This window comes from Streptomyces sp. BBFR51, from assembly GCF_044591655.1.
In the GTDB taxonomy this organism is placed as follows: Bacteria; Actinomycetota; Actinomycetes; order Streptomycetales; family Streptomycetaceae; genus Streptomyces.
This window is the reverse complement of sequence record NZ_CP172448.1, coordinates 206708-228304: the sequence shown is the minus strand read 5'-3', so window position 1 is coordinate 228304 and position 21597 is coordinate 206708. Positions and strand designations below refer to the sequence as shown.

The 21597-nt window shown below is 69.5% G+C and carries 19 protein-coding genes; 9 read left to right on the top strand and 10 right to left on the bottom strand.

Features of this window, described 5'->3' with window-relative positions; all coding sequences use genetic code 11:
- The first annotated feature begins 556 nt into the window (after positions 1-556).
- The 4 genes from ACGH7X_RS01030 (at position 557) to ACGH7X_RS01015 (ending at position 5267) form a co-directional block, all read left to right on the top strand.
- Positions 557-1654, top strand: coding sequence for an ABC transporter substrate-binding protein (locus ACGH7X_RS01030; protein WP_399880433.1), 1098 nt, complete (start codon positions 557-559; stop codon positions 1652-1654).
- A gap of 67 nt (positions 1655-1721) precedes the next feature.
- The gene (locus ACGH7X_RS01025; RefSeq protein WP_399880430.1) at positions 1722-3281 is read left to right on the top strand and encodes a sugar ABC transporter ATP-binding protein; all 1560 of its coding nucleotides are present in this window, start codon (positions 1722-1724) and stop codon (positions 3279-3281) included.
- Positions 3274-4236 carry an ABC transporter permease gene (locus ACGH7X_RS01020; RefSeq protein ID WP_399880427.1) on the top strand — a complete coding sequence of 321 codons (963 nt, stop codon included), beginning with the start codon at positions 3274-3276 and terminating at the stop codon, positions 4234-4236. Before ACGH7X_RS01025 ends, ACGH7X_RS01020 begins: the two co-directional genes overlap by 8 nt.
- Positions 4233-5267: an ABC transporter permease gene (locus tag ACGH7X_RS01015; RefSeq protein WP_399880424.1), complete on the top strand. Its 1035-nt coding sequence runs from the start codon at positions 4233-4235 to the stop codon at positions 5265-5267. Before ACGH7X_RS01020 ends, ACGH7X_RS01015 begins: the two co-directional genes overlap by 4 nt.
- 284 nt (positions 5268-5551) lie before the next feature.
- Here the strand turns inward: ACGH7X_RS01015 and ACGH7X_RS01010 are convergent, their stop codons facing one another.
- The 4 genes from ACGH7X_RS01010 to ACGH7X_RS00995 all read right to left on the bottom strand — a co-directional run bounded on the left by ACGH7X_RS01010 (position 5552) and on the right by ACGH7X_RS00995 (position 11608).
- On the bottom strand, positions 5552-8830 hold the full coding sequence (locus ACGH7X_RS01010) for a LamG-like jellyroll fold domain-containing protein (RefSeq protein ID WP_399880421.1): 3279 nt from the start codon (positions 8828-8830) through the stop codon (positions 5552-5554).
- Between the two features lie 445 nt (positions 8831-9275).
- The gene (locus ACGH7X_RS01005) at positions 9276-10127 is read right to left on the bottom strand and encodes an aldo/keto reductase (RefSeq protein ID WP_399880419.1); all 852 of its coding nucleotides are present in this window, start codon (positions 10125-10127) and stop codon (positions 9276-9278) included.
- A gap of 79 nt (positions 10128-10206) precedes the next feature.
- Positions 10207-11184, bottom strand: coding sequence for an aldo/keto reductase (locus ACGH7X_RS01000; RefSeq protein ID WP_399880416.1), 978 nt, complete (start codon positions 11182-11184; stop codon positions 10207-10209).
- 52 nt (positions 11185-11236) lie between these two features.
- Positions 11237-11608 (bottom strand): DUF2255 family protein, encoded by a 372-nt coding sequence (locus ACGH7X_RS00995; RefSeq protein ID WP_399880413.1) that lies wholly within the window; start codon positions 11606-11608, stop codon positions 11237-11239.
- Between the two features lie 289 nt (positions 11609-11897).
- On the opposite strand from ACGH7X_RS00995, the gene ACGH7X_RS00990 reads away from it, so the two are divergent.
- Positions 11898-12821: a helix-turn-helix transcriptional regulator gene (locus ACGH7X_RS00990; protein ID WP_399880410.1), complete on the top strand. Its 924-nt coding sequence runs from the start codon at positions 11898-11900 to the stop codon at positions 12819-12821.
- Here the strand turns inward: ACGH7X_RS00990 and ACGH7X_RS00985 are convergent.
- Positions 12802-13650: a helix-turn-helix transcriptional regulator gene (locus ACGH7X_RS00985; protein ID WP_399880407.1), complete on the bottom strand. Its 849-nt coding sequence runs from the start codon at positions 13648-13650 to the stop codon at positions 12802-12804. The two genes, ACGH7X_RS00990 and ACGH7X_RS00985, sit on opposite strands and share 20 nt — an antisense overlap.
- Before the next feature lie 101 nt (positions 13651-13751).
- Between ACGH7X_RS00985 and ACGH7X_RS00980 the strand changes: the two genes are divergently transcribed.
- The gene (locus tag ACGH7X_RS00980) at positions 13752-14516 is read left to right on the top strand and encodes an SDR family oxidoreductase (RefSeq protein WP_399880404.1); all 765 of its coding nucleotides are present in this window, start codon (positions 13752-13754) and stop codon (positions 14514-14516) included.
- Positions 14517-14708: 192 nt separating this feature from the next.
- Here the strand turns inward: ACGH7X_RS00980 and dacB are convergent, their stop codons facing one another.
- From dacB to ACGH7X_RS00965, 3 genes are all read right to left on the bottom strand, one after another.
- Complete coding sequence (gene dacB / locus ACGH7X_RS00975) at positions 14709-16064, bottom strand: D-alanyl-D-alanine carboxypeptidase/D-alanyl-D-alanine-endopeptidase (protein WP_399880401.1); 1356 nt, start codon at positions 16062-16064, stop codon at positions 14709-14711.
- 343 nt (positions 16065-16407) lie between these two features.
- Positions 16408-17043 (bottom strand): NADPH-dependent F420 reductase, encoded by a 636-nt coding sequence (locus ACGH7X_RS00970; RefSeq protein ID WP_399880398.1) that lies wholly within the window; start codon positions 17041-17043, stop codon positions 16408-16410.
- Positions 17044-17075: 32 nt separating this feature from the next.
- The gene (locus ACGH7X_RS00965; RefSeq protein ID WP_399880395.1) at positions 17076-17810 is read right to left on the bottom strand and encodes an SDR family NAD(P)-dependent oxidoreductase; all 735 of its coding nucleotides are present in this window, start codon (positions 17808-17810) and stop codon (positions 17076-17078) included.
- Positions 17811-17954: 144 nt separating this feature from the next.
- On the opposite strand from ACGH7X_RS00965, the gene ACGH7X_RS00960 reads away from it, so the two are divergent.
- Complete coding sequence (locus ACGH7X_RS00960) at positions 17955-18566, top strand: TetR/AcrR family transcriptional regulator (protein WP_399880392.1); 612 nt, start codon at positions 17955-17957, stop codon at positions 18564-18566.
- Between the two features lie 236 nt (positions 18567-18802).
- Here ACGH7X_RS00960 and ACGH7X_RS00955 read toward each other — a convergent pair whose 3' ends face one another.
- Together ACGH7X_RS00955 and ACGH7X_RS00950 are read right to left on the bottom strand one after the other, a co-directional pair.
- Entirely contained in the window at positions 18803-19714 is a 912-nt protein-coding gene (locus ACGH7X_RS00955) for a LysR family transcriptional regulator (RefSeq protein ID WP_399880390.1), read from the bottom strand.
- 32 nt (positions 19715-19746) lie between these two features.
- A complete protein-coding gene (locus tag ACGH7X_RS00950; RefSeq protein WP_399880387.1) occupies positions 19747-19911 on the bottom strand; it encodes a hypothetical protein in 165 nt (54 codons plus the stop codon).
- Here ACGH7X_RS00950 and ACGH7X_RS00945 point away from each other — a divergent pair.
- On the top strand, positions 19895-20527 hold the full coding sequence (locus ACGH7X_RS00945) for an NADPH-dependent F420 reductase (protein WP_399880384.1): 633 nt from the start codon (positions 19895-19897) through the stop codon (positions 20525-20527). The two genes, ACGH7X_RS00950 and ACGH7X_RS00945, sit on opposite strands and share 17 nt — an antisense overlap.
- A gap of 89 nt (positions 20528-20616) precedes the next feature.
- The gene (locus ACGH7X_RS00940) at positions 20617-21552 is read left to right on the top strand and encodes an SDR family oxidoreductase (protein WP_399880381.1); all 936 of its coding nucleotides are present in this window, start codon (positions 20617-20619) and stop codon (positions 21550-21552) included.
- Positions 21553-21597 lie beyond the last annotated feature (45 nt).

The following is a 21597-nucleotide window of genomic DNA, read 5'->3' as shown; positions in this document are numbered from 1 at the left end:
CGAGCAGGGCCGTCGCGAGGAGACCGACCGCCCATCCCGACCGTCTCCGGCAACGAGGTGGGCGCAACGGGCGAGCAGACATGAGACCCCCAGAGGTGCGTCGCGAATACGCACCTGACAACGTTGTCAGAAAGTTGACGCCTCAGTCTTTACGGAGCCGCGGCGCGAGTCAAGAGGCGTGCGGTGCCTCGTGGGGCGGAGGGGTACGCCCGTCCATCGCGGGTAAGGCCCGTTCAGGACCCGGGAATTACGGGCCGCGGAGACTCGGTGACGCGGGTGGCGCGGCAAAGGTCCTTGAGGGGCGAAACGTTCGCGCCGGTGCTCCGCGCCCGCTCGTCGCCGGGGGAGCCGAGGCCGGCCGGTCCGTCGCGTCGCGTCCTTGGTCTTCGCAAGCCGCCCGCGTCTCGTGCGCAGGGGGTTTACAGCCACCTTGCAACGATGTAAAAACCTCTGTGCGGCGCACCGGACGCAGTTCCGACGCCGGGGGGGCCTGGCCGAGTCCGTGCGGCGTTCAGCTCTCCAATTCCTTTTCAGCGTCGCCCGGATCGGGGTCACCATGCAGCGCAGCACTCACCGTCCTCACCTCCTCGCCCGTCCCGTGGTCGTGGCCCTGGCCGCAGCGGTCGCCCTGACCGCGACCGCCTGCTCGAAGTCGGAGGACGACGCGTCGGGCGGCAAGGAGTCCTCGGCGGCCGCCGCCGGCGCCGAGCAGAAGGTCGTCACACCGGAGCCGGGCGGCAAGACCTGCACCATCGATGCCTACGGCGCCGAGAAGATCGACCTGAAGAACGCCACCGTCGGGTTCTCGCAGTCGGAGAAGGAAGCCAACCCGTTCCGCATCGCCGAGACCCAGTCCATCAAGGACGAGGCCAAGAAGCGGGGTGTGAAGCTGCTGACGGCCAACGCCCAGTCGCAGTTCTCCAAGCAGATCAGCGATGTGCAGAACCTGCTGGCCAAGGGTGCGGACCTGCTGGTGATCGCGCCGCTCAACTCCGACGGCTGGGACCCGGTGCTGCAGGCCGCCGCCGCCAAGAAGGTGCCGATCATCACGATCGACCGCAAGATCAACGCGGACCCCTGCAAGGACTACGTCTCCTTCATCGCCTCCGACTTCGTCGAGCAGGGCAAGCGCGCCGCCGACCAGATGATCGAGGCGACCGGAGGCAAGGGCGAGGTGGCGATCCTGCTCGGCTCGGCCGGAAACAACGTCACCACCGAGCGGACCAAGGGCTTCAAGGAGCAGATCGCCGCGAAGGCCCCGGACCTGAAGGTCGTCTTCGAGCAGACCGGTGACTTCGCACGCGAGAAGGGCCAGCAGGTCACCGAGCAGCTCATCCAGTCAAAGCCCGGCATCAAGGGCATCTACGCCGAGAACGACGAGATGGGCCTCGGCGCGGTGACCGCCCTCAAGGGCGCCGGCAAGAAGGCCGGCGACGTCAAGATCGTCACGGTGGACGGCACCCGCAACGCCGTCCAGGGCGTCGTGGACGGCTGGATCAGCGGCGTCATCGAGTCCAACCCGCGGTTCGGGCCGCTGGCGTTCCAGACGCTGGACACCTTCACCAAGGGCGAGGAAGTCCCCCAGGACATCATCATCCAGGACAACGCCTACAACGGCGACAACGCCAAGCAGGACATCGGCAACGCCTTCTGATCCTCCTCCGGGGGCCCGGACACCCGGGCCCCCGGCCCCTCTCACCACTTTCTTCTTGGAGGCACAGGTGGCACCCCCCGCCGAAGTCCTCGCCGTCCGCGGACTCAGCAAGACCTTCCCAGGGGTCCGGGCCCTGGACGACGTGGACCTCACCCTGCACCCGGGCGAGGTCCACGCCCTGATCGGCGAGAACGGCGCCGGCAAGTCGACCCTCATCAAGCTCCTCACCGGCGTCTACCGGCCCGACGCGGGTGACATCACCTTCCAGGGCCGCAAGGTCTCCTTCGCCACCCCTCTGGAGGCGCAGAAGGCAGGGATCTCGACCATCTACCAAGAGGTCAACCTCATCCCGCTGCTGAGCGTGGCCCGCAACCTCTTCCTGGGCCGCGAGCCGCGCAACCGCTTCGGCGTACTGGACGTGGCCCGCATGAACCGGGAGGCCGAGGAGACACTCGGCACGTACGGCGTCCGGGTGGACGTGCGGCAGCCGCTGCGCACCCTCGGCGTCGGCGCCCAGCAGATGGTCGCCCTGGCCCGCGCCGTGGCGACGGACGCGCGGGTCGTCATCATGGACGAGCCGACCTCCTCGCTCGAACCGCGGGAGGTGGAGACCCTGTTCTCGGTGATCCGGCGGCTGCGCGACGCGGGCATCGCCGTCGTCTATGTCAGTCACCGCCTCGACGAGCTGTACGCCATGTGCAGCACCGCCACCGTGCTGCGCGACGGACGCCGCGTGCACCACGGCCGGCTGGCCGATCTGGACCGCCTCGCGCTCGTCTCCACCATGCTCGGCCGGGACCTCGGCGAGGTCCGTGCCGAGGGAGCGACGAAGTTCGCCGGCGACCACCAGGCCGTCGACGACCAACCGGTCCTGCGTGCCGAAGGACTGACGGTCCCGCACAAACTGCACGACGTGTCCGTGAGTATCCGCCCCGGCGAGGTCCTGGGCCTCGGCGGCCTGCTCGGCTCGGGCCGTACCGAGACGGCCAAGGCCATCTCCGGTGCCCTCGCGCGGAGTTCGGGCCAGGTCACGGTGGCCGGTGCGCCGCTGCGCGGCGGCTCCACCCCGGCCGCCATCCGCGCCGGGATCAGCCTGCTGCCCGAGGACCGCAAGAGCGAGGGCATCGTCCCGGGCCTGTCGGTCCGCGAGAACATAGCGCTCGCGGCCCTTCCCCGGCTGTCCCGCTTCGGCCTGGTCTCCGAGGCCCGCGTGGACAGCATCGTCGACACCTTCATCACACGGCTGCGCATCAAGGCGTCCTCCCCGCACCAGAAGGTCGGCGAACTGTCCGGCGGAAACCAGCAGAAGGTGCTCCTCGCCCGCTGGCTGGCCATGAACCCCAAGGTGCTGCTCCTGGACGAGCCCACCCGCGGCATCGACGTCGGCGCCAAGGCCGAGGTCCAAAAGCTCGTGGACGAACTGGCCGCGGACGGCCTGGGTGTCCTGCTCATCTCCTCCGACCTGGAGGAACTGATCGAAGGGTCCGACCGAGTGGTCGTACTGAAGGACGGTGCGGTCGTCGGCGAACTGACCGGCGACGACGTCAACGAGGACAAGCTGATGCGCACGATCGCCGGCGGCGACCCGGCGCGCGACGCGGTGAAGGAGGCGGCCACCGATGGCTGAAGCCGCTCTGCGCACCGCCCCGCTGGACAAGGCCCGCCTGCTCCAGTGGTTGCAGACCTACGGCGTGTACGCCGGCGTGGCCCTGCTCCTGGTCGTCAACATCGTCATCACACCGCACTTCCTGTCCACGGAGAACTTCCGCACCCAGGCCGTCCAGGTCGCACCCGTCATCATCGTCGCGCTGGGCATGGCCCTGGTCATCGGCACCGAGGGCGTCGACCTGTCGGTCGGCGCGGTGATGGCCCTGGCGGCCTCGGTGACGGCGCTCTACCTCGGCTACGGTCTGGTTCCCGCGCTGCTCGTGGTGGCCCTGTTCGCGGCCGGTGTGGGGCTGGCCAACGGAGCACTGGTCGCCTTCATAGGCGTCCAGCCCATCGTGGCCACCCTGGCCCTCATGGTCGGCGGCCGGGGCCTGGCCCTGGTCCTGCTCCCGCAGCTGGAGGACCTGCACAACCCAAGTCTCGCCTCGCTCGGTTCCGGTGACATCGCCGGTGTCCCGTACCTGATCCTGATCGCCGCCGCACTGGCGCTGCTGGTCGCCTTCGTGGTCCGCCGGACCACCTTCGGCCGCCAGTTGCTGGCCATCGGCGACAGCCGCCCCGCCGCCCAGCTCGCGGGTCTGCCGGTGCGCCGCGTGCTGATCATCGTGTACATCGCCTGCGCGCTGCTCGCCGCGGTGGCGGGCGTGCTGGCCACCGCCCGGCTCCAGGCCAGCGACCCGACCTCGCTGGGCAACCTGATGGAACTGTCCGCCATCACCGCCGTCGTGGTCGGCGGCACCCCGCTGACCGGAGGGCGGGTCAACATCGGCGGCACCGTGGCCGGAGCGGTACTGATCCAGTTGCTCACCGCCACCCTGATCAAGCACGATCTGCCGCCCTCGTGGACCCAGATCGCCCAGGCCATAGTGATCGTGTGCGCGGTCTACGCGGCACGGGGACGGGGGAAGCGATGACCGTCACGAAGACGGACACGCCCGTGACCACCGCGAGCAACGAACCCACGGACGCCACCGCTCCGGTGGGCTCCGCCCGCTCCGAGCGGCTGAGCGCCCTGGTCCAGCAGCACGGCGCGCTGGCCGTGCTGGTGATCGTCTCGGTCATCGCCTCCTTCAGCTTCGACTCGTTCGCCACCGGCGACAACGTCTCGAACATGGCGACCAGTTCGGCGTTCCTCGCGATCGTCGCCCTCGGCATGACCTTCGTCATCATCACCGGCGGCATCGACCTCTCCGTCGGGTCCCTGTTCGCCCTCGGCGGCGTCCTGGCAGCCTGGGGGTCCCGCCACGGCACCCTGGTGGCCCTGCTGCTGCCCCTCGTGGTCTGCGGCCTGATCGGAGTCGTCAACGGCCTGCTGGTCGCCCGCTCCCGCCTGGCTCCCTTCATCGTCACGCTCGCCGCCATGCTCGGGGCGCGCGGACTGATGCTGGCCCTCACGGACGAGGGCGCGAACACCTACCTCATCGGCAAGGGATCGGTCCTCGCCGAACTCGGCCAGGGCAGCACCCTGGGCCTGGGCAACCCGGTATGGATCACGCTGGCGCTCTTCGTCGCGGGTGCCGTCGTCCTGCGCCGCACCCGGTTCGGGCAGCACGTGTACGCGGTCGGCGGCAACGAGGACGCGGCGGCCCTGATGGGCGCCCCCGTGGCCCGTACCAAGATCCTCGTCTACACCCTGTCCGGAGTGCTGGCCGGTCTGGCGGGCGCGCTCAACGCCGCCTGGCTCGCCTCGGGCGTGACCATCCTCGGCAACGGCATGGAACTGGACGCCATCTCCGCGGTCGTCATCGGCGGCACCCTGCTCACCGGCGGCCTCGGCTACGTCAGCGGTTCTCTGGTCGGCGTGCTGCTCCTGAAGGTCATCCAGAACGTCATCAACCAGATCGGCTCCCTGGACTCCTCCTACCAACTCGTCGTCAGCGGTGGCTTCCTGGCCCTCGTGGTGATCGCCCAGACCTGGCTGGGCCGCAGACGGCAACTGATGTGACAAGCCCCGGACGCGGCGGCCGTGCCTCTCCGACACCCGGCTGCCGCGTCCGGCACCATCCCGTCGCCCACGCGGCGGCACACGCGACAACGCTTCCTCCCCGTCCCCTCAAGGGCCCCGCCCCTGGGGGGACGCGGTCATGACCGCGCGACACGAACTTCGCCGGCCCGATCCACGACGTCGACCTGACGTTCCGGGCCGGCACACCCGTCGGTCCGCCGCACACACGTGGTCCCGGCGAGTGCGCCGAGCGGCACTCGCCGGGACCGTCGCAGGGGCCGGGGTTACGGCCTCTCCTGCGTGTGGAGCGTGCTCACCTCCTCGGCGGTGAGCGCCTTGTCATAGGCATGGACCTCGTCGACGGCGCCGTTCCAGAAGTCGGTGTCCGCACCGCCCCACTGAGCGCGGCCGACGACGAACGGCCCGGAGCCGACGTAGTTCGGGCCGGCCGCCGCGGTCGCCGCCAGTTCACCGTCGACGTACAGCTTGATCTGGTCGCTCGCGCCGTCGCGTACCCCGACGAGGTGGTACCAGCGGCCTGTCTCCGGCGTGGTCACCAGCCGCGCACGCTGCTCGCCGGGTGTGCTGAAGGCGAAGGCGCCCTGGCCGTACTGCAGGTAGAACGGGCTCGCCTGCCGACTGCCGTCCTGGCTGACGGCGGTGGCGTAGTTGCCGGGAAGCTCGTCCAGGGTCACCCAGGCGGAGACCGAATAGCTTCCGGTGGTGTCGAGCACCGGGCCGTCGGTCTCGGCGTACTGTCCCTGGCCGTCGAACTCGAGCGCGCTGCCACTGACCCCGGGCGTCCACGTGGTGCCCTCGGAGAGCTTGAGCGCCTTGTCGTTGGGGCCCTCGTCCCCGGCGGTGGTACCCGTGCCCTCGTCGAGTGCCCAGTGCCCGCCGCCCTTGAGCTCGGCCCGCTCACCCGCGGCGGCACCGGCCGCGATGACCTTGCGGTTGACCTCGCGGACCTGGGCCGGGTCGACCTTGATCTCCCGGCGGTCGTAGGTGTACAGGCCGTTGAGTTCGTTCTCGAGGTCGGTGATCTGTGTGTACACCGAACCCGACAACTCGGCGCCGGCCTGCTCGAGGTAGAACTCCTCGGTGTTCTCGACGTACTTGCGGGTCAGCGCCGCCTTGTCGGCCACGCCGCTGTAGATCACGGTCGGGGCGCCCGGCCACATGTGCCCGGGGGTGCGCAGCGTGAAGCCGCCGTGTTCACCGTCCATGGCGGCCCGCTCGCCGTCGGGGAACGCGGGGTCGGTGTTGTTGTAGTCGTGGTGGTCGATGATGTCGCCCTTGCCCGAGTCCCCCTTGGAGTTGCAGCAGTTGACACCGCTGTGGGCGTTGACCACGCGGGACGGGTCGGCGGCCTTGACGGCCTCGGCGATGCGGCCGCTCTCCTCGCGGTCCCATTCACCCCAGCCCTCGTTGAAGACGATGTTGCCGATGACGGAGGGCGCGTTGTGGTGCTGCCGCATCGCCTCCATGCCCTGGTCGACGAACGCCTTCTGCCCGGCCGCGTCGGTGATGTTCCCGGAGACGAAGTCCTGCCAGACCAGCAGGCCGAGTCTGTCCGCGTGGTAGAACCACCGCGCGGGTTCCACCTTGATGTGCTTGCGGACGGAGTTGAAGCCCAGCTTTTTGTGCGCCTCGAGGTCGAAGGCGAGCGCCTCGTCGCTGGGCGCCGTGTAGAGGCCGTCGGGCCAGAAGCCCTGGTCGAGCGTGGCGAGTGAGAAGACCGGCTTCCCGTTGAGCACCAGCTTCTGGTAGCCACCGACGTTCTCGATGCCTATCTCGCGCATGCCGAAGTAGCTGCCGACCCTGTCGGTCGACCTGCCGTCGGTCAGCTTGACGTCGAGGTCGTAGAGATAGGGGTCGTCCGGACTCCACAGATGCTGCTTCGCCACGGGCAGACGCAGCTCCTTGTTGGCCGGTCCGACGACCCGGCCGACGATCTTGCCGCGCTTGTCCCGGGCGACGGCCTCGACACGAGCCCGGGCGGATGCGTCGTCGGACTCGACGGTCACCGCGAGGCTGCTCTTGTCGATGTCGGGGGTGGTGACTACGTTGTCAACGGATGCGGAGGCGACCGGCTCCATCCATACCGTCTGCCAGATGCCGGACGACTGGGTGTAGAAGATGCCGCCCGGATTGGTGGACTGCTTGCCCATCGGCTGGTTCGCGCCACCGGTGTCGGTGACCGCGACCACGACCTCCTGAGGGCCCCTGCCCTTGAGCGCGTCGGTGATGTCGACGCTGAACGCGTTGTATCCGCCGGTGTGTTCGGCGACCTTCTTGCCGTTGACCCAGACGCGTGCCTGGTAGTCGACGGCGCCGAAGTTGAGCTTCAGCCTCTCGCCCTTGGCGCCCTTGCCGACCTTCCAGTTCTTCGGCACGTCGACCAGCTTGCGGTAGAACATGTGGTCCTCGTGCCGCTCGAGTCCCGAGAGCTGCGACTCGACGGGGAACGGCACGACGATCTTCTCGTCGAGGTTCTTGCCGAAGACCGGCTGCTCGCCCGCCTCGGCGCCGGCGAACTGCCAGGGGCCGTTGAGGTTCTTCCACTTGGCGCGTACCTGCTGCGGGCGCGGGTACTCCGGCAGCGGGTGCTTCTCGTCGAGCTTGTCGCCCCACTTGGTGGTGAGCCGGTGCGCGGAGTCGTTCTGCGCGTAGCGAATGATCTTCGGTACGGTCTCGCCGCCGGAGGTCAGGCCGCCCGCGCCGTCGTAGGTGAGCTTGACCTGCTGGTTCTTCTGGATCGGCTCCGACAGCGTGACGAGCAGGGAACTGCGGTCTCCGGGGGCCGTCTTGACCGAGGCGACCGGCATGGGGGTGGTGTCGGCCTCGATCTTCAGGTGGTCCGCGAGGGCCTTGAGGTCGCCGCCGACCCTGCCCTCGAACCGCGCCCGCAACTGTCGCCCGTCCTCGGCGACCGTCGGCTCCACCGGGTAGACCTCGAACCCGGCCGGCGGCGTGAACGCGGACATCGGGACGACCTGCTTGGTCATGCTCGGCGTGGACCAGCGCAGGAACATGTTGGCGCCGCCGGTGTCCTGGAACATCTCCAGCCGGAAGTCGTGCTTCTCGCCGGCGGTCAGCCTGACCGCGGCACTGGTCTGCTCGTTGTCCCAGTCCGGCTCCCAGTGGTCGATGACCGGCTCGCCGTCGATGAGGAGCCGGAAGCCGTTGTCGCCGCTGGCGTAGAAGGTGTAGTCACCCGTGGCCGGTGCCTCGATCTGCCCCGTCCAGCGGGCGGTCGTGTGCTCCGTCCTGCCGGTCAGTTCCTCGAAGGTGCTGGTCAGACCGGAGAAGTTGATCTGCGGGTCGAGCAGGGTGCCGCCCAGCTGCGCGAAGTCCCTCGCGCCCGGGGCCGACATGCTGAAGTACTCGCCCTTGAGACCGTGCACCGCGACGGCGTCCCGCTCGGAGGCGAGGGACGCGGCGCTTGTGTGGGTCTCGGCGGCGGAGGCGGTGGACATCAGACCGGTCGTGGGCAGGGTCAGCGCTGCGGCTGTCAGCAGCGCCCACGCTCTCGCTCGTGGACGGGTGTGTCGTTGTGTCATCGAACCTTTCCTCGCGCAGAGGTCCCGGAGACCGGGACCATTCGGCAGGCGGCACCACTCGGCAGGTGCGGTGGCAGCGGCTCTTTCAACGTTGGAAATTCTTGTCAGCGGAATGACAACACGTCCCCCGGTGGCTGTCCAGACTTCGCGCACCGCTTGGCTCGGCGCCGAGTGCTCGGGGCGCCCAGGGCCCCTCCAGTTGATCGACTCGAAGGTGACGCCCGTACCGCCGGCCCCTGGCCGGGTGCGGAACGTGGCGTTCTGACGGAACAGCACGGAGCCGCGCCTCAGAGCCGGTTCGCCGGTTTCACGCGGCGTCGGCGGCGAAGGAGACGGATGTCGACGGAGTCACTCAGGAAGCGTCAACGAGCAGGGGCTCGACGACGCTCGGGCAGCTGTTGACGAGGATGCCACTTCGCATACGCGCGATCACGTGGACCGGCGTTCAGCTGTCCAGTCGGCGCCTGCTGAGCCAGGCGACCATCTCGGGGTCGTGGTGGTCGAAGAACAGCGTCGTCCCGGTGTCGAGGTCCGCGATCTGCGCCATCTGGCCGTCGGTGAGTTCGAAGTCGAAGACGTCGAAGTTCTGCGCCATCCGGTCGGGGCTGACCGACTTGGGAATCGTGACGATGCTCCGCTGGATCAGCCAGCGGAGCACGACCTGGGCCGCCGACTTGTCGTGCGCCTTGCCGATCTCGCTCAGGACGGGATGGGTGAACAGGTCGTTCCTGCCCTCGGCGAATCCGCCCCAGGACTGGTGCTGCACCCCGTGCTCGCGCATCAGGTCCTGGTCGGCGGCGCGCTGGAAGAAGGGGTGGGTCTCGATCTGGTTGACCGCCGGGACGACCTCGTTGTTGATGACGAGGTCCAGGAGCCGGTCGGGGTAGAAGTTGGCGACGCCGATCGCCTTGGCCAGGCCCTCCCGGTTGACGTCCTCCATCGCGCGCCACTGGCCGTACACGTCCCCGTAGGGCTGGTGCATCAGGTACAGTTCGACGTAGTCCAGGCCCAGCTTGGCCAGGGACGTCTCGAAGGCCCGGCGGGTGTTCTCCTCGGCCGGCGCGTCCTGGACCCACAGCTTGGTGGTGACGAACAGCTCCTCACGCGGGATCCCGCTGCTTTCGACGGCGCGGCCGACTGCCTCCTCGTTGCCGTAGGCGGCCGCGGTGTCGAGGAGCCGGTAACCGGCCGCGAGGGCGTCGGAAACGGCCTGCTCGGTTTGTTCCGGCGGGATCTGGTAGACGCCGAAGCCGAGGATCGGCATCTCGACGTCGTTGTTCAGGGTGACGTTCTGCACGGGGATCTTCCTTCTCGTTCGAGTGGGCCGGGACGCCGGGGAGCTGGAACGCCGGGGCGGCCGGGCGGGGTGGCCGGAGTCAGCGTTCGAGCAGCCGTGCCTGGGCTTCCGTGTGGGTCTCGCCAGCGGCGGGTGGCAGACCGCCGAGCTTGTCGATCTGCTCGCTGGTCAGCGTGACACCGTCGGCGGCGGTGTTCTCCTCGACCCGGGTCACGCGCTTGGTGCCGGGGATGGGGGCGATGTCGTCGCCCTGCGTGAGCAGCCAGGCCAGCGCGACCTGCGCGGGCGTCGCGCCGGCCTCGGCGGCGACGGCCTGCACCTCGTCGGCGATCGCCAGGTTGCGCCGGAAGTTCTCGCCGGTGAAGCGCGGGTTGTCGCGCCGGAAGTCGTCTTCGTCGAACTGGTCGGTGGAGCGGATCTCGCCCGTCAGGAAGCCACGGCCGAGGGGCGAGAAGGGCACCAGGCCGATACCCAGTTCGCGCAGCACCGGCAGGACCCGCTCCTCCACGCCACGGGTCCACAGGGAGTACTCCGACTGCACCGCGGTCACCGGGTGGACGGCGTGTGCGCGGCGGATCGTGTCCGGGCCGGCCTCGGACAGGCCGAACGCGCGGACCTTGCCCTCGGTGATCAGCTCGCCGACCGCGCCGGCCGTGTCCTCGATCGGAGTGTCCGGGTCGACCCGGTGCTGGTAGTACAGGTCGATGTGGTCCGTGCCGAGGCGCTTGAGTGAGCCCTCGACGGCCGTCCGGATGTTGGCCGGGCCGCTGTCCGGCTTCCACGGGGCCCCGCCCGCGTGGGAGACGAGGCCGAACTTCGTCGCCAGCACCACACGGTCGCGGCGGCCCTTCAGCGCCCGGCCGAGAAGTTCCTCGTTGGTGTAGGGGCCGTAGATCTCGGCGGTGTCGATCAGTGTGACGCCCAGCTCGAGTGCCCGGTGCACGGTGCGGATCGACTCCGCCTCGTCCGTGCCGGATCCGGTGTAGCCGTGCGTCATCCCCATCGCGCCGAGACCGATGCGGGAAACCGTCAGGTCACCCAGTTTGATGTGCTTCATGTTCGTAGTCCTCCTGTCGGGCTGTGCTGTGCTGTGCTGGGCTCCGGGCGGGTCAGCGGGGTTCGAGGCGCAGGGTGGACGTGCGGGCACGCTCGGTCAGGACGTGCTCGACGATGCTCGGGTAGTGCCCGTACTTCCGGCGGTAGGCGGCGTCGACGCCCGGATACTCGTCGGGGTCGGCGCCGTGGAAGGTGACGTCCCGGCGGACGCCGCCGGTCTCGACGCGTCCCTGGTGGCGGGACTGCGTTCCCCGGTACCACGGGCCGCCCGTGCCCTTGACCGAGCGGACGTACAGCCGGTCGCCGGAGCGGACCACCCACATCGTCACCGGGTCGCGCAGAGTGCCGTTGGACCGTTCGGATGCCAGGTCCAGCTCCTCGGCCGTCGCGATCTTCTCGAGATCCGAACCGTGCCAGTCCGTCATCGTCTTTCCCTTCCCGCGTGCAGGGCCGGGAGCCGGGGCTCCGACCGGTCGAGTCGCCCTTCAACACGTCCACCGTTTCCCGCACGCGGGGGCCACGCCATCGGAAGGGAGCCCGCCACCGGGGCGCGACAGGGGACGGCGGGCGCTCGGACACGGTGCGACACGTTCAACCCTGCCTCCCGGAGCCCGCCACAGGCAGGCCGAGGTGTGCCGGGGGGTGTCCAGCGGGGGTATGACAGGGCCCCCCTCCAGGCACATGCCGCACGGCCGGGGGAGAGACACTGGCCGTATGGCACCCGAGCAGCACGGCGGCGGCGAGGAACTGGGGCGCTTCCTGCGCGCCCGCCGCACGCAGACCAGCCCGCAGTCCGCCGGCCTCACTCCTGGCCCCGGTGTACGCCGCACCCCGGGCCTGCGCCGCGAGGAACTGGCCACGCTCGCCAGGGTCAGCATCGACTACTACACCCGCCTGGAACGCGGCAGGGAAACCCGCCCCAGCCCCGCCGTGATCGACGCCCTCGCCCGCGCGCTGCAACTCGACGACGCCGAGCACCAGCACCTGCGCGACCTCGCCGTCCGCGCCGCCCGCTACGCCCCGCAGGCCGCCCCGGCCCCCAGCCGCACCGTGCGCCCGCACGTGAACCTGCTGCTGGAGACGCTGCGCCCGAGCCCGGCCTACGTCGTCAGCCGCAGCATGGACGTTCTGGCCCACAACCCCGGAGGCCTCGCCCTGTACGCGGGCATCGAGGACTGGCCCGCCGCCCGGCGCAACCTCGGCCGCTATCTCTTCCTCCACCCCGCTGCCCGCGAGGTCTTCCCGGACTGGGACAACCAGATCCGGCACTGCGTCGCCCGCCTGCGCGCCCTGGCCGGTACCGACCCCGACGCCCCCGACCTCACCCGGCTCGTCGGCGAGCTGCTCCTCAAGAGTCCGGCCTTCGCCGGACTGTGGGAGCGCTACGACGTCACCGGCCGCAAGATCACCACGAAGACCTTCCAGCATCCGCAGGTCGGCAGGATCACCCTCGCCTTCCAGGGCATGGCGCTGGAAGGCACCCCCGGTCACCGCCTCGGTGCCTACACCGCCGAGCCAGGCACTCCCGACCACGACGCCATGCTCCTGCTGGACATGACCGCCACCGACACGGAGCGCGCACCGTCCCGGCAGGGTCTCCAGGGCCCGGGACCGGGTCCTAGCGCTCCGCCTCGGTGAAGCGATGGAGCCCGAGGATGGCCAGGAGCTGCAACTTCTCGTGGCCCTCGCTCCGGGGCGGAGCGGTGAGGACGAGCAGTGTCTGGGACTGGTCTTCGGTGAACAGCGCCTGACAGTCGAGTTCGATCGCACCCACTTCGGGATGGACGAGCGTCTTGTGATCCTCGAACCTCTGTGCGACCTCGTGTCGCGCCCACAACTCGGCGAACTCACCGCTCGCCCTGTGCAGGATCCGTACGAGCTCGCCGGCCCGCGACTGCGGGCCTCGCAGCCCGTGGGCGGCGCGCAGGTTCGCGACCTGGGCGCGGCTCTGCCGGTCCCGGTCGGCCTCGGGGTAGATCGACCGCTCCGCGGGATCGGTGAACCAGCGGTAGACGCCACTGCGGGCGAGCCCCGTGTGTTTCGCCGCGTCCCCGAACAGAGCGGCGGCCATCCTGTTCTGCACGAGTGTCTCGCCCAGGTCGGTCAGGACGAGCGCCGGAGTGTCCTCGAGCCGGTCCAGCACCCGCAGCAGCGCGGGGGCGACGTGACCCGGAGCCGAAGGTGAAGCGGGCGCGTCGTGCCCGGCGACTCGGTACAGATAGTCGCGCTCGGCGCCGGTGAGCCGCAGCGCGCGGGCGAGCGAGGCCAGGATGTGGCCGCTGGGCTGCGGGCCCCGCTGCTGCTCCAGCCGCGTGTAGTAGTCGGTCGACATCACGGCGAGCGCTGCGACCTCCTCACGCCGCAGACCCCGGGCCCGCCGACGTGCCCCCGCGGGAAGGCCGACGTCCTCCGGTTGGAGTGCCTCGCGGCGGCGGCGCAGGAAGTCGGCCATTGCTGCACGGTCCATGGGGTCGATTGTCGTCCGGTGCCGGCCGGCGAGCCAGGGATCGCCGATCCCCCGATAAGCGGTCTCTGCACCCGCGCGTCCGGACCGGCGACGATCGGGTCATGAACATCTCCGGCAACACGATCTTCATCCCCGGGGCCACCAGCGGTATCGGTCTCGCCCTCGCCCTCGCGCTGCGGGCCAAGGGCAACACGGTCGTCGTCGGCGGTCGACGTACCGAGCTGCTGGACCAGATCGCGGCCGCGCATCCCGGCATCGACACCGTGCAGATCGACGTCACGGACGCCGCGAGTGTCGCCGCCGCCACGAAGCAGGTGCTGGCCGGCCATCCGGACCTGAACGTCCTGGTCGCGATGGCCGGCGTGATGCACATCGAGGACTGGCGCGATCCCGCGTCGTTCCTAGCGACCGCCGAATCCACGGTCACGACGAACGTGCTCGGTCCGATCCGCCTCATCGCCGCGCTCGTGGAGCATCTGCGGGCCCAGCCCGACGCCACCATCATGACCGTGTCCTCCGGTCTGGCGTTCACGCCGCTCAAGGTCACACCGAGCTACAACGCGTCGAAGGCGGCGATCCACATGCTCAGCGAGTCCGTCCGGCTGCAGTTCGCCGACACCTCGGTGAAGGTCCTGGAACTCGAGCCGCCGTCCGTCCGCACCGCACTCCTGCCCGGCCAGGAGGACAACGAACTCGCCATGCCTCTCGACGAGTTCATCGCCGAGGTGGTCGACCTGATCGAGGCCCGGCCCGACGCCAAGGAGATCCAGGTCGAGCGCGTGAAGTACCTCCGCTACGGTGAGGCGCGAGGCGACTACGAGCAGGTCGTCCAGACCCTCAACCACTCGGACCCGCACGGCGAGTAGCCAACCGGGCACCCGCCCGCCCGGCCGTGGCGTCCACGCCGATGCCCGTAAGGGCACGCACGTCTGCCCCCGGGGGACGCCGTCGAGTCCGCGAGAGCCTTCACCGAAACTCCTCAAACAGTCGTCTGCGCGCCGCCCGTGGGCGACGCGCAGACGGACCGTGAAGTGCGATCTGTCAGACGCGGTGGCCGGTCAGGCCCAGCAGCCGTTCACGGTCGCGGCGAGGCCGTCCATGGCGTCCTTGATGTCGCTCGGGTCGGCCGACGAGTTGTTCTCGATGAAGGAGAAGATCCTCCACTCGCCGTCCTCGGTCTGCGTGACACCGCTCAGGGCGACGGCCCCGGTGAGCGTGCCGGTCTTCGCATGCACCTTGCCGACCGCGCACTCGGAGTTGGGGTCGTCGAAGCGTCCCCACTCCGGGCCGAGGCTGGCACCGGCCTCGCCGGCGACCGGCAGCCCCTCCAGGATCGAACTCAGGGCGGGGGACTCCGTGATCGCGTCGAGGAGCTGCGCGAGCGTCGCGGCCGGAATGCGGTCGGCACGGGAGAGGCCGCTGCCGTCGTGCATCTCGAAGTTGTCGAGAGAGATTCCGTACGAGCTCATCACCTGGCGGACGAGTTCGGTGCCGCCCTCGAAGGTGGCCGGCCTGCCAAGCTCCACGGCGGACATCCGCAGCAGGGTCTCGGCGATGTTGTTGTCGCTCGTCTTGAGCATCTGCTTGACGATGTCCGACAGCGGCGCCGACTTGTGCTGCGCCACCGGTACGTCGGAGTTCTTCGCCGTCGCGCGGCTGACGTCCCCGTCGACGGTGATGCCCTGCTCGGCGAGCTTCTCGGCGAAGACCTTGCCGGCGTTGATCGACGTGTCCTCGACGGCGGCGCCGTCGACGACGAGCGAACGGACCGGCGTGACCTCGGTGGGGTAGTAGCCCTCGTTCCAGCCCTCGGCGAGGCTCGGGTCGGCGAACAGGCTGTCGTCCACCCGGACCTTGACGTCGGTTCGGCCGGCGGCCTTGAGGCCGTCGGCGGCGGTCTTGGCCATCTCGGCGACGTCGTCGCCGGTGAGGGTGCGGTCACCGCCGCCGACGAGGGTGAGGGTGCCCTCGCCGTACACGGCCTTCGTGGTGAACTCGTGGTTCGCGCCGAGCAGCGTCAGGGCGGTGGTCGCCGTGGCGAGCTTGGCGTTGGAGGCCGGCATGAGGGCGGTGGAGCCGTTGTGGTCCCAGAGGGCGGTGTCCGAGTCGGCGTCGAGCACCACGCCGCTGACGTCGGAGCCGAGGCGCTCGTCGGCGAGGCGCTCGTTGAGGTTCTTGACCAACTGCGCGTCGTCGGCGGAGAGATCGTCGACCGAGATGCCCTGCGCTGCCGCGGCGTTGTCGTCGGCGGCGAAGGCCGAGGTACCGGCCAGCGTGGCAGAGGCCACGGGCACGGCCATCGCGAGTACGAGGGCCCGTCGCGCGCCGATGCGGCTCACTCTTGCCTTGCGGTGCCGACGGTGCCCGCCCGGGGCGAAAGTGTTCGTGGGGGTTTCGTCTGGCGTACCAGTCATAAAGTGAAATCCAAGGATCGAGTACTTCGTTCTGTGGGGTCGAACGCTGGGCACGTTACCAGCCGTCAGGTGGACGGCTGGAACAAGCAAAGGGTGAGTGTGAACGTTATGCGAATATTCATGACCGTCTCGTGACTACGCTGCCTGAACGCCCTCGGGAGCGGGCACTTGCGACGAGGTGCGGCGGCCAATTCCGACGGAGAGCGAATTGCCGAACCGCCTTCCGAGGGCCTTCAGGAAGACGCTCCTTCGGTGCCGTACGGGCAATTGCGTTGCCCTTTCATGCACCGGGAAGCCGTCTGACGCGTGGCAGGGAGGGCGCAGCCATGCGGTGCGGGATCCGTCAACCGTCAACTCGGACGGGAAGTTCGGTGATGCTGAGGGCGAAGTCCAAGTTGCCCACCCCGTGGTTGGCGAGGCCCACCGTGACCACGCCCGCTCCTTCCAGCCAGTGCGCCATCTTCAGGCCGCCGACGTCCAGCGGGCGCAGCCCGAGCGTCTCGATGAACGCCTCCACACTTGCCTTGGCCCGCGCACTGTCGCCGGCGATGAAGACGTCGGGCCGACCCTTCTCCAGGACATGGCGGAAGACGGTGTTGAACGCCTTCACCACGCTGGCGCTTGCCGGGGCGGCCTTGGCGACCTCCTGCGCGATCGAGGTCTCCTCGCGGTGGGCCAGCCCGTCGAACGTGGAGTTGAACGGATTGCTGATCTCGACGATGACCTTGCCCGCGAGCGCGTCTCCGTACTGGGCGACGACCGGCACGACGCCGTCGTACAGCAGGGCCACGATGACGATGTCCCCGGCCGGGGCGGTGCCCCACTCTCCGGTCGTGGCGCCGCCGCCGAGAGCCTTGGCCAGGTCGGCGGCCTTGGACTGATCGCGTCCCATGACCTCGACGGTGTTGCCGCCCGCTACCGCCCGCGCTCCGATGGTGCGGGCCATGTTCCCGGTGCCGATGATGCTGATGTTGCTCATGAGATGTCCTGCCCTGGTTGTGGTTGCTCGGTTCAGATGGCGGTGGTGCCGCCGTCGGCGACGAGTTCCATGCCGTTGACGTAGCTGGAGTCGTCGGAGGCGAGGAAGAGGGCGGCGGTGGCGATTTCGTCGGGGCGGCCCATCTGGCCGCGGGGGATGAGGGACTCGAACTGGCGCTTGGTGGCCTCGTCGAAGAGCTCCTCCTGCTTGGCGGTGGCGACCTGGCCGGGGGTCAGGACGTTGACGCGGATGCGGCGGTCCTTGAGTTCGTTGATCCAGACGCGGGCCCAGGCCTGCTGGACGGCCTTGCTGCCGGCGTAGACACTCCAGCCGGGGAAGGCGCCGAGGGAGGCGTTGGAGCCGGTCATGAGGATGGAACCGCCGTCGTTGAAGAGCGGGAGGGCCTTCTGGACGGTGAACAGGGTGCCGCGGGCGTTGAGGTGGAACGCGGCGTCGAAGTGGGCCTCGGTGATCTCGCCGAGCGGGGCGGGCGCGCCCCCTCCGGCGCTGGCCCACAGCACGTCGAGGCTTCCCTTCTCCCGCTTGACGGTGTCGTAGAGGCGGTCCAGGTCATCCAGGTCGGCGGCGTCGCCCTGGACGCCGGTGACGTTGCGGCCGATCTGCTTCACGGCCTCGTCCAGGGCGTCCTGGCGGCGGCCGGTGATGAAGACGTGCGCTCCCTCGTCGACGAACAACTTGGCGCCGGCCAGCGCCATGCCGGTGGTGCCGCCGGTGATGACCGCGACCTTGCCGTCGAGCTTTCCCATGGTCGTTCCCTTGAGTCGGTGATGCCGTGTGTACCTGGGGCGACGGTGTTATGTACACCGCCCTGTGTGCTTACGGTACGGGTCGCGTGGCCGGGGCGCAAGCTAAGTACACCGGTCGTTACCTCGCTGCGGTACGATGGAGCCATGACGGAGTTGGAGAAGGGCCCCACGGGCCGCCGCCGCGGTCGGGGCGCCCGCGAGCGCATCATCGGCGCGTCCCAGAAGCTGTTCCGGGAGCAGGGCATCAACCGCACCGGCATGGATCAGCTCTGCGCGGCGGCCCAGGTGTCCAAGCGCACGGCCTACCAGCACTTCGCCGGCAAGGACGAACTCGTCGCGGAGTACCTGCGCCGGTTCGACCCCTCCGTGCTGTCCGGCGTGTTCGATCGGACGGACCTCACACCCCGCGAGCGGCTCCTCGCCGCCTTCGACGTTCCGCCCACCACCCCCCTGTGCCCCTATATCGGCGCCGCCGTGGAACTTCACGACCCCCAGCACCCCGCGTCCCAGTACGCGCGCGAATACAAGGAAGCCGTCGCCGCGCGGCTCGCCGACACCGCCCGCGAAGCAGGCGCCGCCCACCCCGAGCAGCTCGGCGAGCAGCTCGCGCTGCTCATCGACGGCGCCGCGGCCCGCACCCGGGTCCTCAATGCCGACGCCTTCCCCACCGCCGCCGCAATCGCCGCCGTCCTCATCGACAACGCCATCCCCGCCACAGCCGGCGATGACCGACGACGGGAGGAAGTGCCGAGTTGACGTGGCACATCGCGGCCGTGCCGGACGAACATGAAGAACTCGAACGCAGCCGGCAGAGGTCCTGAAGGTGTGTCAGCCGGCGGGCAGCCGACACGTCCGGTCGGCGCCCGTCGTCGGGTTCTGGCGGACAACCGCCGGCCGAAGAACGGAACCGGCTCGGAGGGCAGCCGCAACAGCACGACTCCGTGAGGTCATCTCACTCTTCAGCGCATGAGGAACGGGCTCGGTCGAACTGCTCAAGCGAGCCTTGTGGCGGCATCGCCTCCACGCTGCCACATCTCATAGTTCCCACATTCCGCCGTGCTCCCGGCCGTCGACTGAGCCGCGGTGACGAAGTCATCCACGAGCGGCGACGTGTGCGATGCCGCCACCGCGAGGCACACCTGTTCGGGCGTCAGATCCGGGATGGGCACATAGGCGACGTCGGGATGCGAGTAGAACACTGACGCTGAACGGGCCAGGAAGGAGATGCCCCGTCCGGCCCCGACATGCTCGAGCGTCTCGTCCACGCCGCGCACCGGGTACCCGGCATTGCGGAGCGGGCGCTTGGTGGGCTGCGTGCTCGGGTCACCGTGCCAGACCAGCGGTTCACCGGCCAGGTCGTCCTCGGTGACCTCATCCTTGCCGGCAAACCGGTGTCCGGCGGGCAGTACCGCTATCCGCGGCTCGGTGTACAGCGGGGTGACGCGCAGGCCGGTCTCGTCGATGGGCAGCCGCACATAGCCCACATCGATGCGGCCGTCGAGCAGCATCGCAGCCTGGTCGTCCCCTTCGATCCGCTGTACGTCCACGACCACGTCCGGGTGCCGGTCCTCGAACGCACGGGCGGCCGGGGTGACGGCGATGCCGGCCCGGAAACCGACCATCAGCCGCCGCCTGCCGCCGGCGGCCGCGGACACCCGGCGGCGGACCGCGTGGGTCGAGGCGAGCAGCGGGCGCGCGTCGGCCAGCAGTTGCCGGCCCGCGTCTGTGAGCTCTACGCCGTGGCGATCCCTGGTGAACAGCGAGGCGCCGAGGTCCTTCTCGAGCGCGCGGATCTGCCGGCTGAGCACCGGCTGCGCGATGTGCAGTTCATCGGCGGCGCGGCCGAAATGCAGCCGGTCGGCCACGGTGACGAAGTAACGCAGTTTGCGCAGATCCAGATCCATGGAAACCCCAACCCGGTGATGCCCCCAGGGTATCACCACGGCTTCAACAGGTCTTGGACGCCGCTCAGGCCCGATGGCAGCATGAAAAGCAGGCGCTTGAGGGCGTCGAAGTGAATTCGGCAAAAGAATTCGACACTGGAAGTTGACAGCAGGGCCAAGGCCCGGAAAGCAGGAACCCCGATGAGCAGCATCAGCATTGTCGGACTGGGAAACATGGCCCGTGCTGTGGCCGGCCGGGCGCTCGTCGGCGGTAACGCCGTCGAGATCATCGGCCGCGACCAGGCCAAGGCCGAGGAACTGGCCGCCACGCTCGGCGGCGCCACGGTGGGGACGGCCGGGGCCGCCCCGGTCGGAGACATCGTCGTCCTCGCCGCGCCGTACGCCGGCGCGGCGGCGGTGGTGAGGGAGTACGGGGACGCACTGCGCGGCAAGGTCATCGTCGACGTCACCAACCCCGTAACCCCCGACCTGCGGGGCTTCGTCGTCCCCGACGGCAGTTCCGGCGCCCAGGAGATCGCCAAGGCGGCTCCCGACGACGCGCATGTCGTCAAGGCGTTCAACACCGTGTTCTCCCACGTTCTGGCGGCCGGCCCGGCCGAGGGCCGCCCCCTGGACGTGTTCATCGCCGGCGACGACACGCACGCGAAAGCACGCGTGTCGGCGTTCGTCGAGAGCTTGGGGCTGCGCCCCTGGGACACCGGGGACCTGTCCATGGCGCGCGCATTGGAGAACGTCGGCCTGCTGGAATTGGGCCTCATGAACCACTCCGTCAAGCACACCAATTTCTCCCTCGGCATCACCCTTCTCGGCTGAGCGCAGCCCTATCACTACCTCTCGTGCCGCATTACGCGAGTTCACTTACGGCACGAAAAGACCTGCTCCTATTCTCACGAGGACATCAGATGCGCGTTTTCGTCGCTGGGGGGACCGGCCATTCCGGTTCCTACATCATCCCGGAGCTCATCGCCGCCGGGCACGAGGTCACCGGCCTGGCCCGGTCGGACGCTGCCGCGGCGGCCCTGTCCGCGCTCGGCGCGAAGGTGCGGCGGGGCGACCTCCAGGATCTCGACGGGCTCAAGGAGGCGGCCTCGGGCTCCGACGGCGTTGTCCACGTCGCGCACAGGCAGGACCTGCTGCCCTCCGGCGGGATGGACGCCGTGGCCGCTGCGGAGCTCCCGATCATGCTCGCGTACGGCGAGGCACTCGCGGGAACTGGAAAGCCGCTGGTCACGGCGGGAAGCATAGGCTCACCCGGGAGCCTGGAGCGGCCGGCCACCGAGGAGGACCCGGCCCTCCCCGTCGGCGAGGAGCACAAGGGCACCCTGCGGGTCCGCAACATCGTGGAAAGGGCCGTCGTCGACCTCGCCGAGCAGGGGGTGCGCTCCTCGGTCGTGCGGATCGCCAACATCGCGCACAGCACGACCGATCGTGCCGGCTTCCTCCCCACGCTGATCGCGCTCGCGAAGGAAAAGGGGTTCGTCGGCTACCACGACGACGGCGCGAACCTGTGGAACGCCGTGCACATCCGCGATGCCGCCACCTTGTTCCGCCTGGCCCTGGAGAAGGGGCCGGCCGGTAAATACTGGCACGCGGTCGAGGACGGGGGCATCTCGTTCCGCGCCATCGCCGAGGCCGTCGCCGGCCGCCTCGGCCTGCCCGCCGTCAGCGTTCCCAACGACGCCCTGATGACGCCGGGGTACTTCGGGTTCCTCACGAACATCGTCACGCAGAGCTACCCGGCGTCCAACCTCATCACCCGCCGGACCCTCGGCTGGGAACCCGCCCGGCCCGGCCTGCTCGCCGATCTGGACAACGGCCACTACTTCCCCGCCGGCTGACGGCGGGAACCCGGATCGTACCGAGCCTGTCAACCGGCAAGTTCG

Excerpts from the sequence above, each read along its gene's own strand:
- ACGH7X_RS01030 (WP_399880433.1), top strand. The coding sequence starts at position 557 with ATGCAGCGCAGCACTCACCGTCCTCACCTCCTCGCCCGTCCCGTGGTC.
- ACGH7X_RS01020 (WP_399880427.1), top strand. The coding sequence starts at position 3,274 with ATGGCTGAAGCCGCTCTGCGCACCGCCCCGCTGGACAAGGCCCGCCTG.
- ACGH7X_RS01015 (WP_399880424.1), top strand. The coding sequence starts at position 4,233 with ATGACCGTCACGAAGACGGACACGCCCGTGACCACCGCGAGCAACGAA.
- ACGH7X_RS01010 (WP_399880421.1), bottom strand. The coding sequence starts at position 8,830 with ATGACACAACGACACACCCGTCCACGAGCGAGAGCGTGGGCGCTGCTG.
- ACGH7X_RS01000 (WP_399880416.1), bottom strand. The coding sequence starts at position 11,184 with ATGAAGCACATCAAACTGGGTGACCTGACGGTTTCCCGCATCGGTCTC.
- ACGH7X_RS00995 (WP_399880413.1), bottom strand. The coding sequence starts at position 11,608 with ATGACGGACTGGCACGGTTCGGATCTCGAGAAGATCGCGACGGCCGAG.
- ACGH7X_RS00990 (WP_399880410.1), top strand. The coding sequence starts at position 11,898 with ATGGCACCCGAGCAGCACGGCGGCGGCGAGGAACTGGGGCGCTTCCTG.
- ACGH7X_RS00985 (WP_399880407.1), bottom strand. The coding sequence starts at position 13,650 with ATGGACCGTGCAGCAATGGCCGACTTCCTGCGCCGCCGCCGCGAGGCA.
- ACGH7X_RS00980 (WP_399880404.1), top strand. The coding sequence starts at position 13,752 with ATGAACATCTCCGGCAACACGATCTTCATCCCCGGGGCCACCAGCGGT.
- dacB (WP_399880401.1), bottom strand. The coding sequence starts at position 16,064 with ATGACTGGTACGCCAGACGAAACCCCCACGAACACTTTCGCCCCGGGC.
- ACGH7X_RS00970 (WP_399880398.1), bottom strand. The coding sequence starts at position 17,043 with ATGAGCAACATCAGCATCATCGGCACCGGGAACATGGCCCGCACCATC.
- ACGH7X_RS00965 (WP_399880395.1), bottom strand. The coding sequence starts at position 17,810 with ATGGGAAAGCTCGACGGCAAGGTCGCGGTCATCACCGGCGGCACCACC.
- ACGH7X_RS00960 (WP_399880392.1), top strand. The coding sequence starts at position 17,955 with ATGACGGAGTTGGAGAAGGGCCCCACGGGCCGCCGCCGCGGTCGGGGC.
- ACGH7X_RS00955 (WP_399880390.1), bottom strand. The coding sequence starts at position 19,714 with ATGGATCTGGATCTGCGCAAACTGCGTTACTTCGTCACCGTGGCCGAC.
- ACGH7X_RS00945 (WP_399880384.1), top strand. The coding sequence starts at position 19,895 with ATGAGCAGCATCAGCATTGTCGGACTGGGAAACATGGCCCGTGCTGTG.
- ACGH7X_RS00950 (WP_399880387.1), bottom strand. The coding sequence starts at position 19,911 with ATGCTGATGCTGCTCATCGGGGTTCCTGCTTTCCGGGCCTTGGCCCTG.
- ACGH7X_RS00940 (WP_399880381.1), top strand. The coding sequence starts at position 20,617 with ATGCGCGTTTTCGTCGCTGGGGGGACCGGCCATTCCGGTTCCTACATC.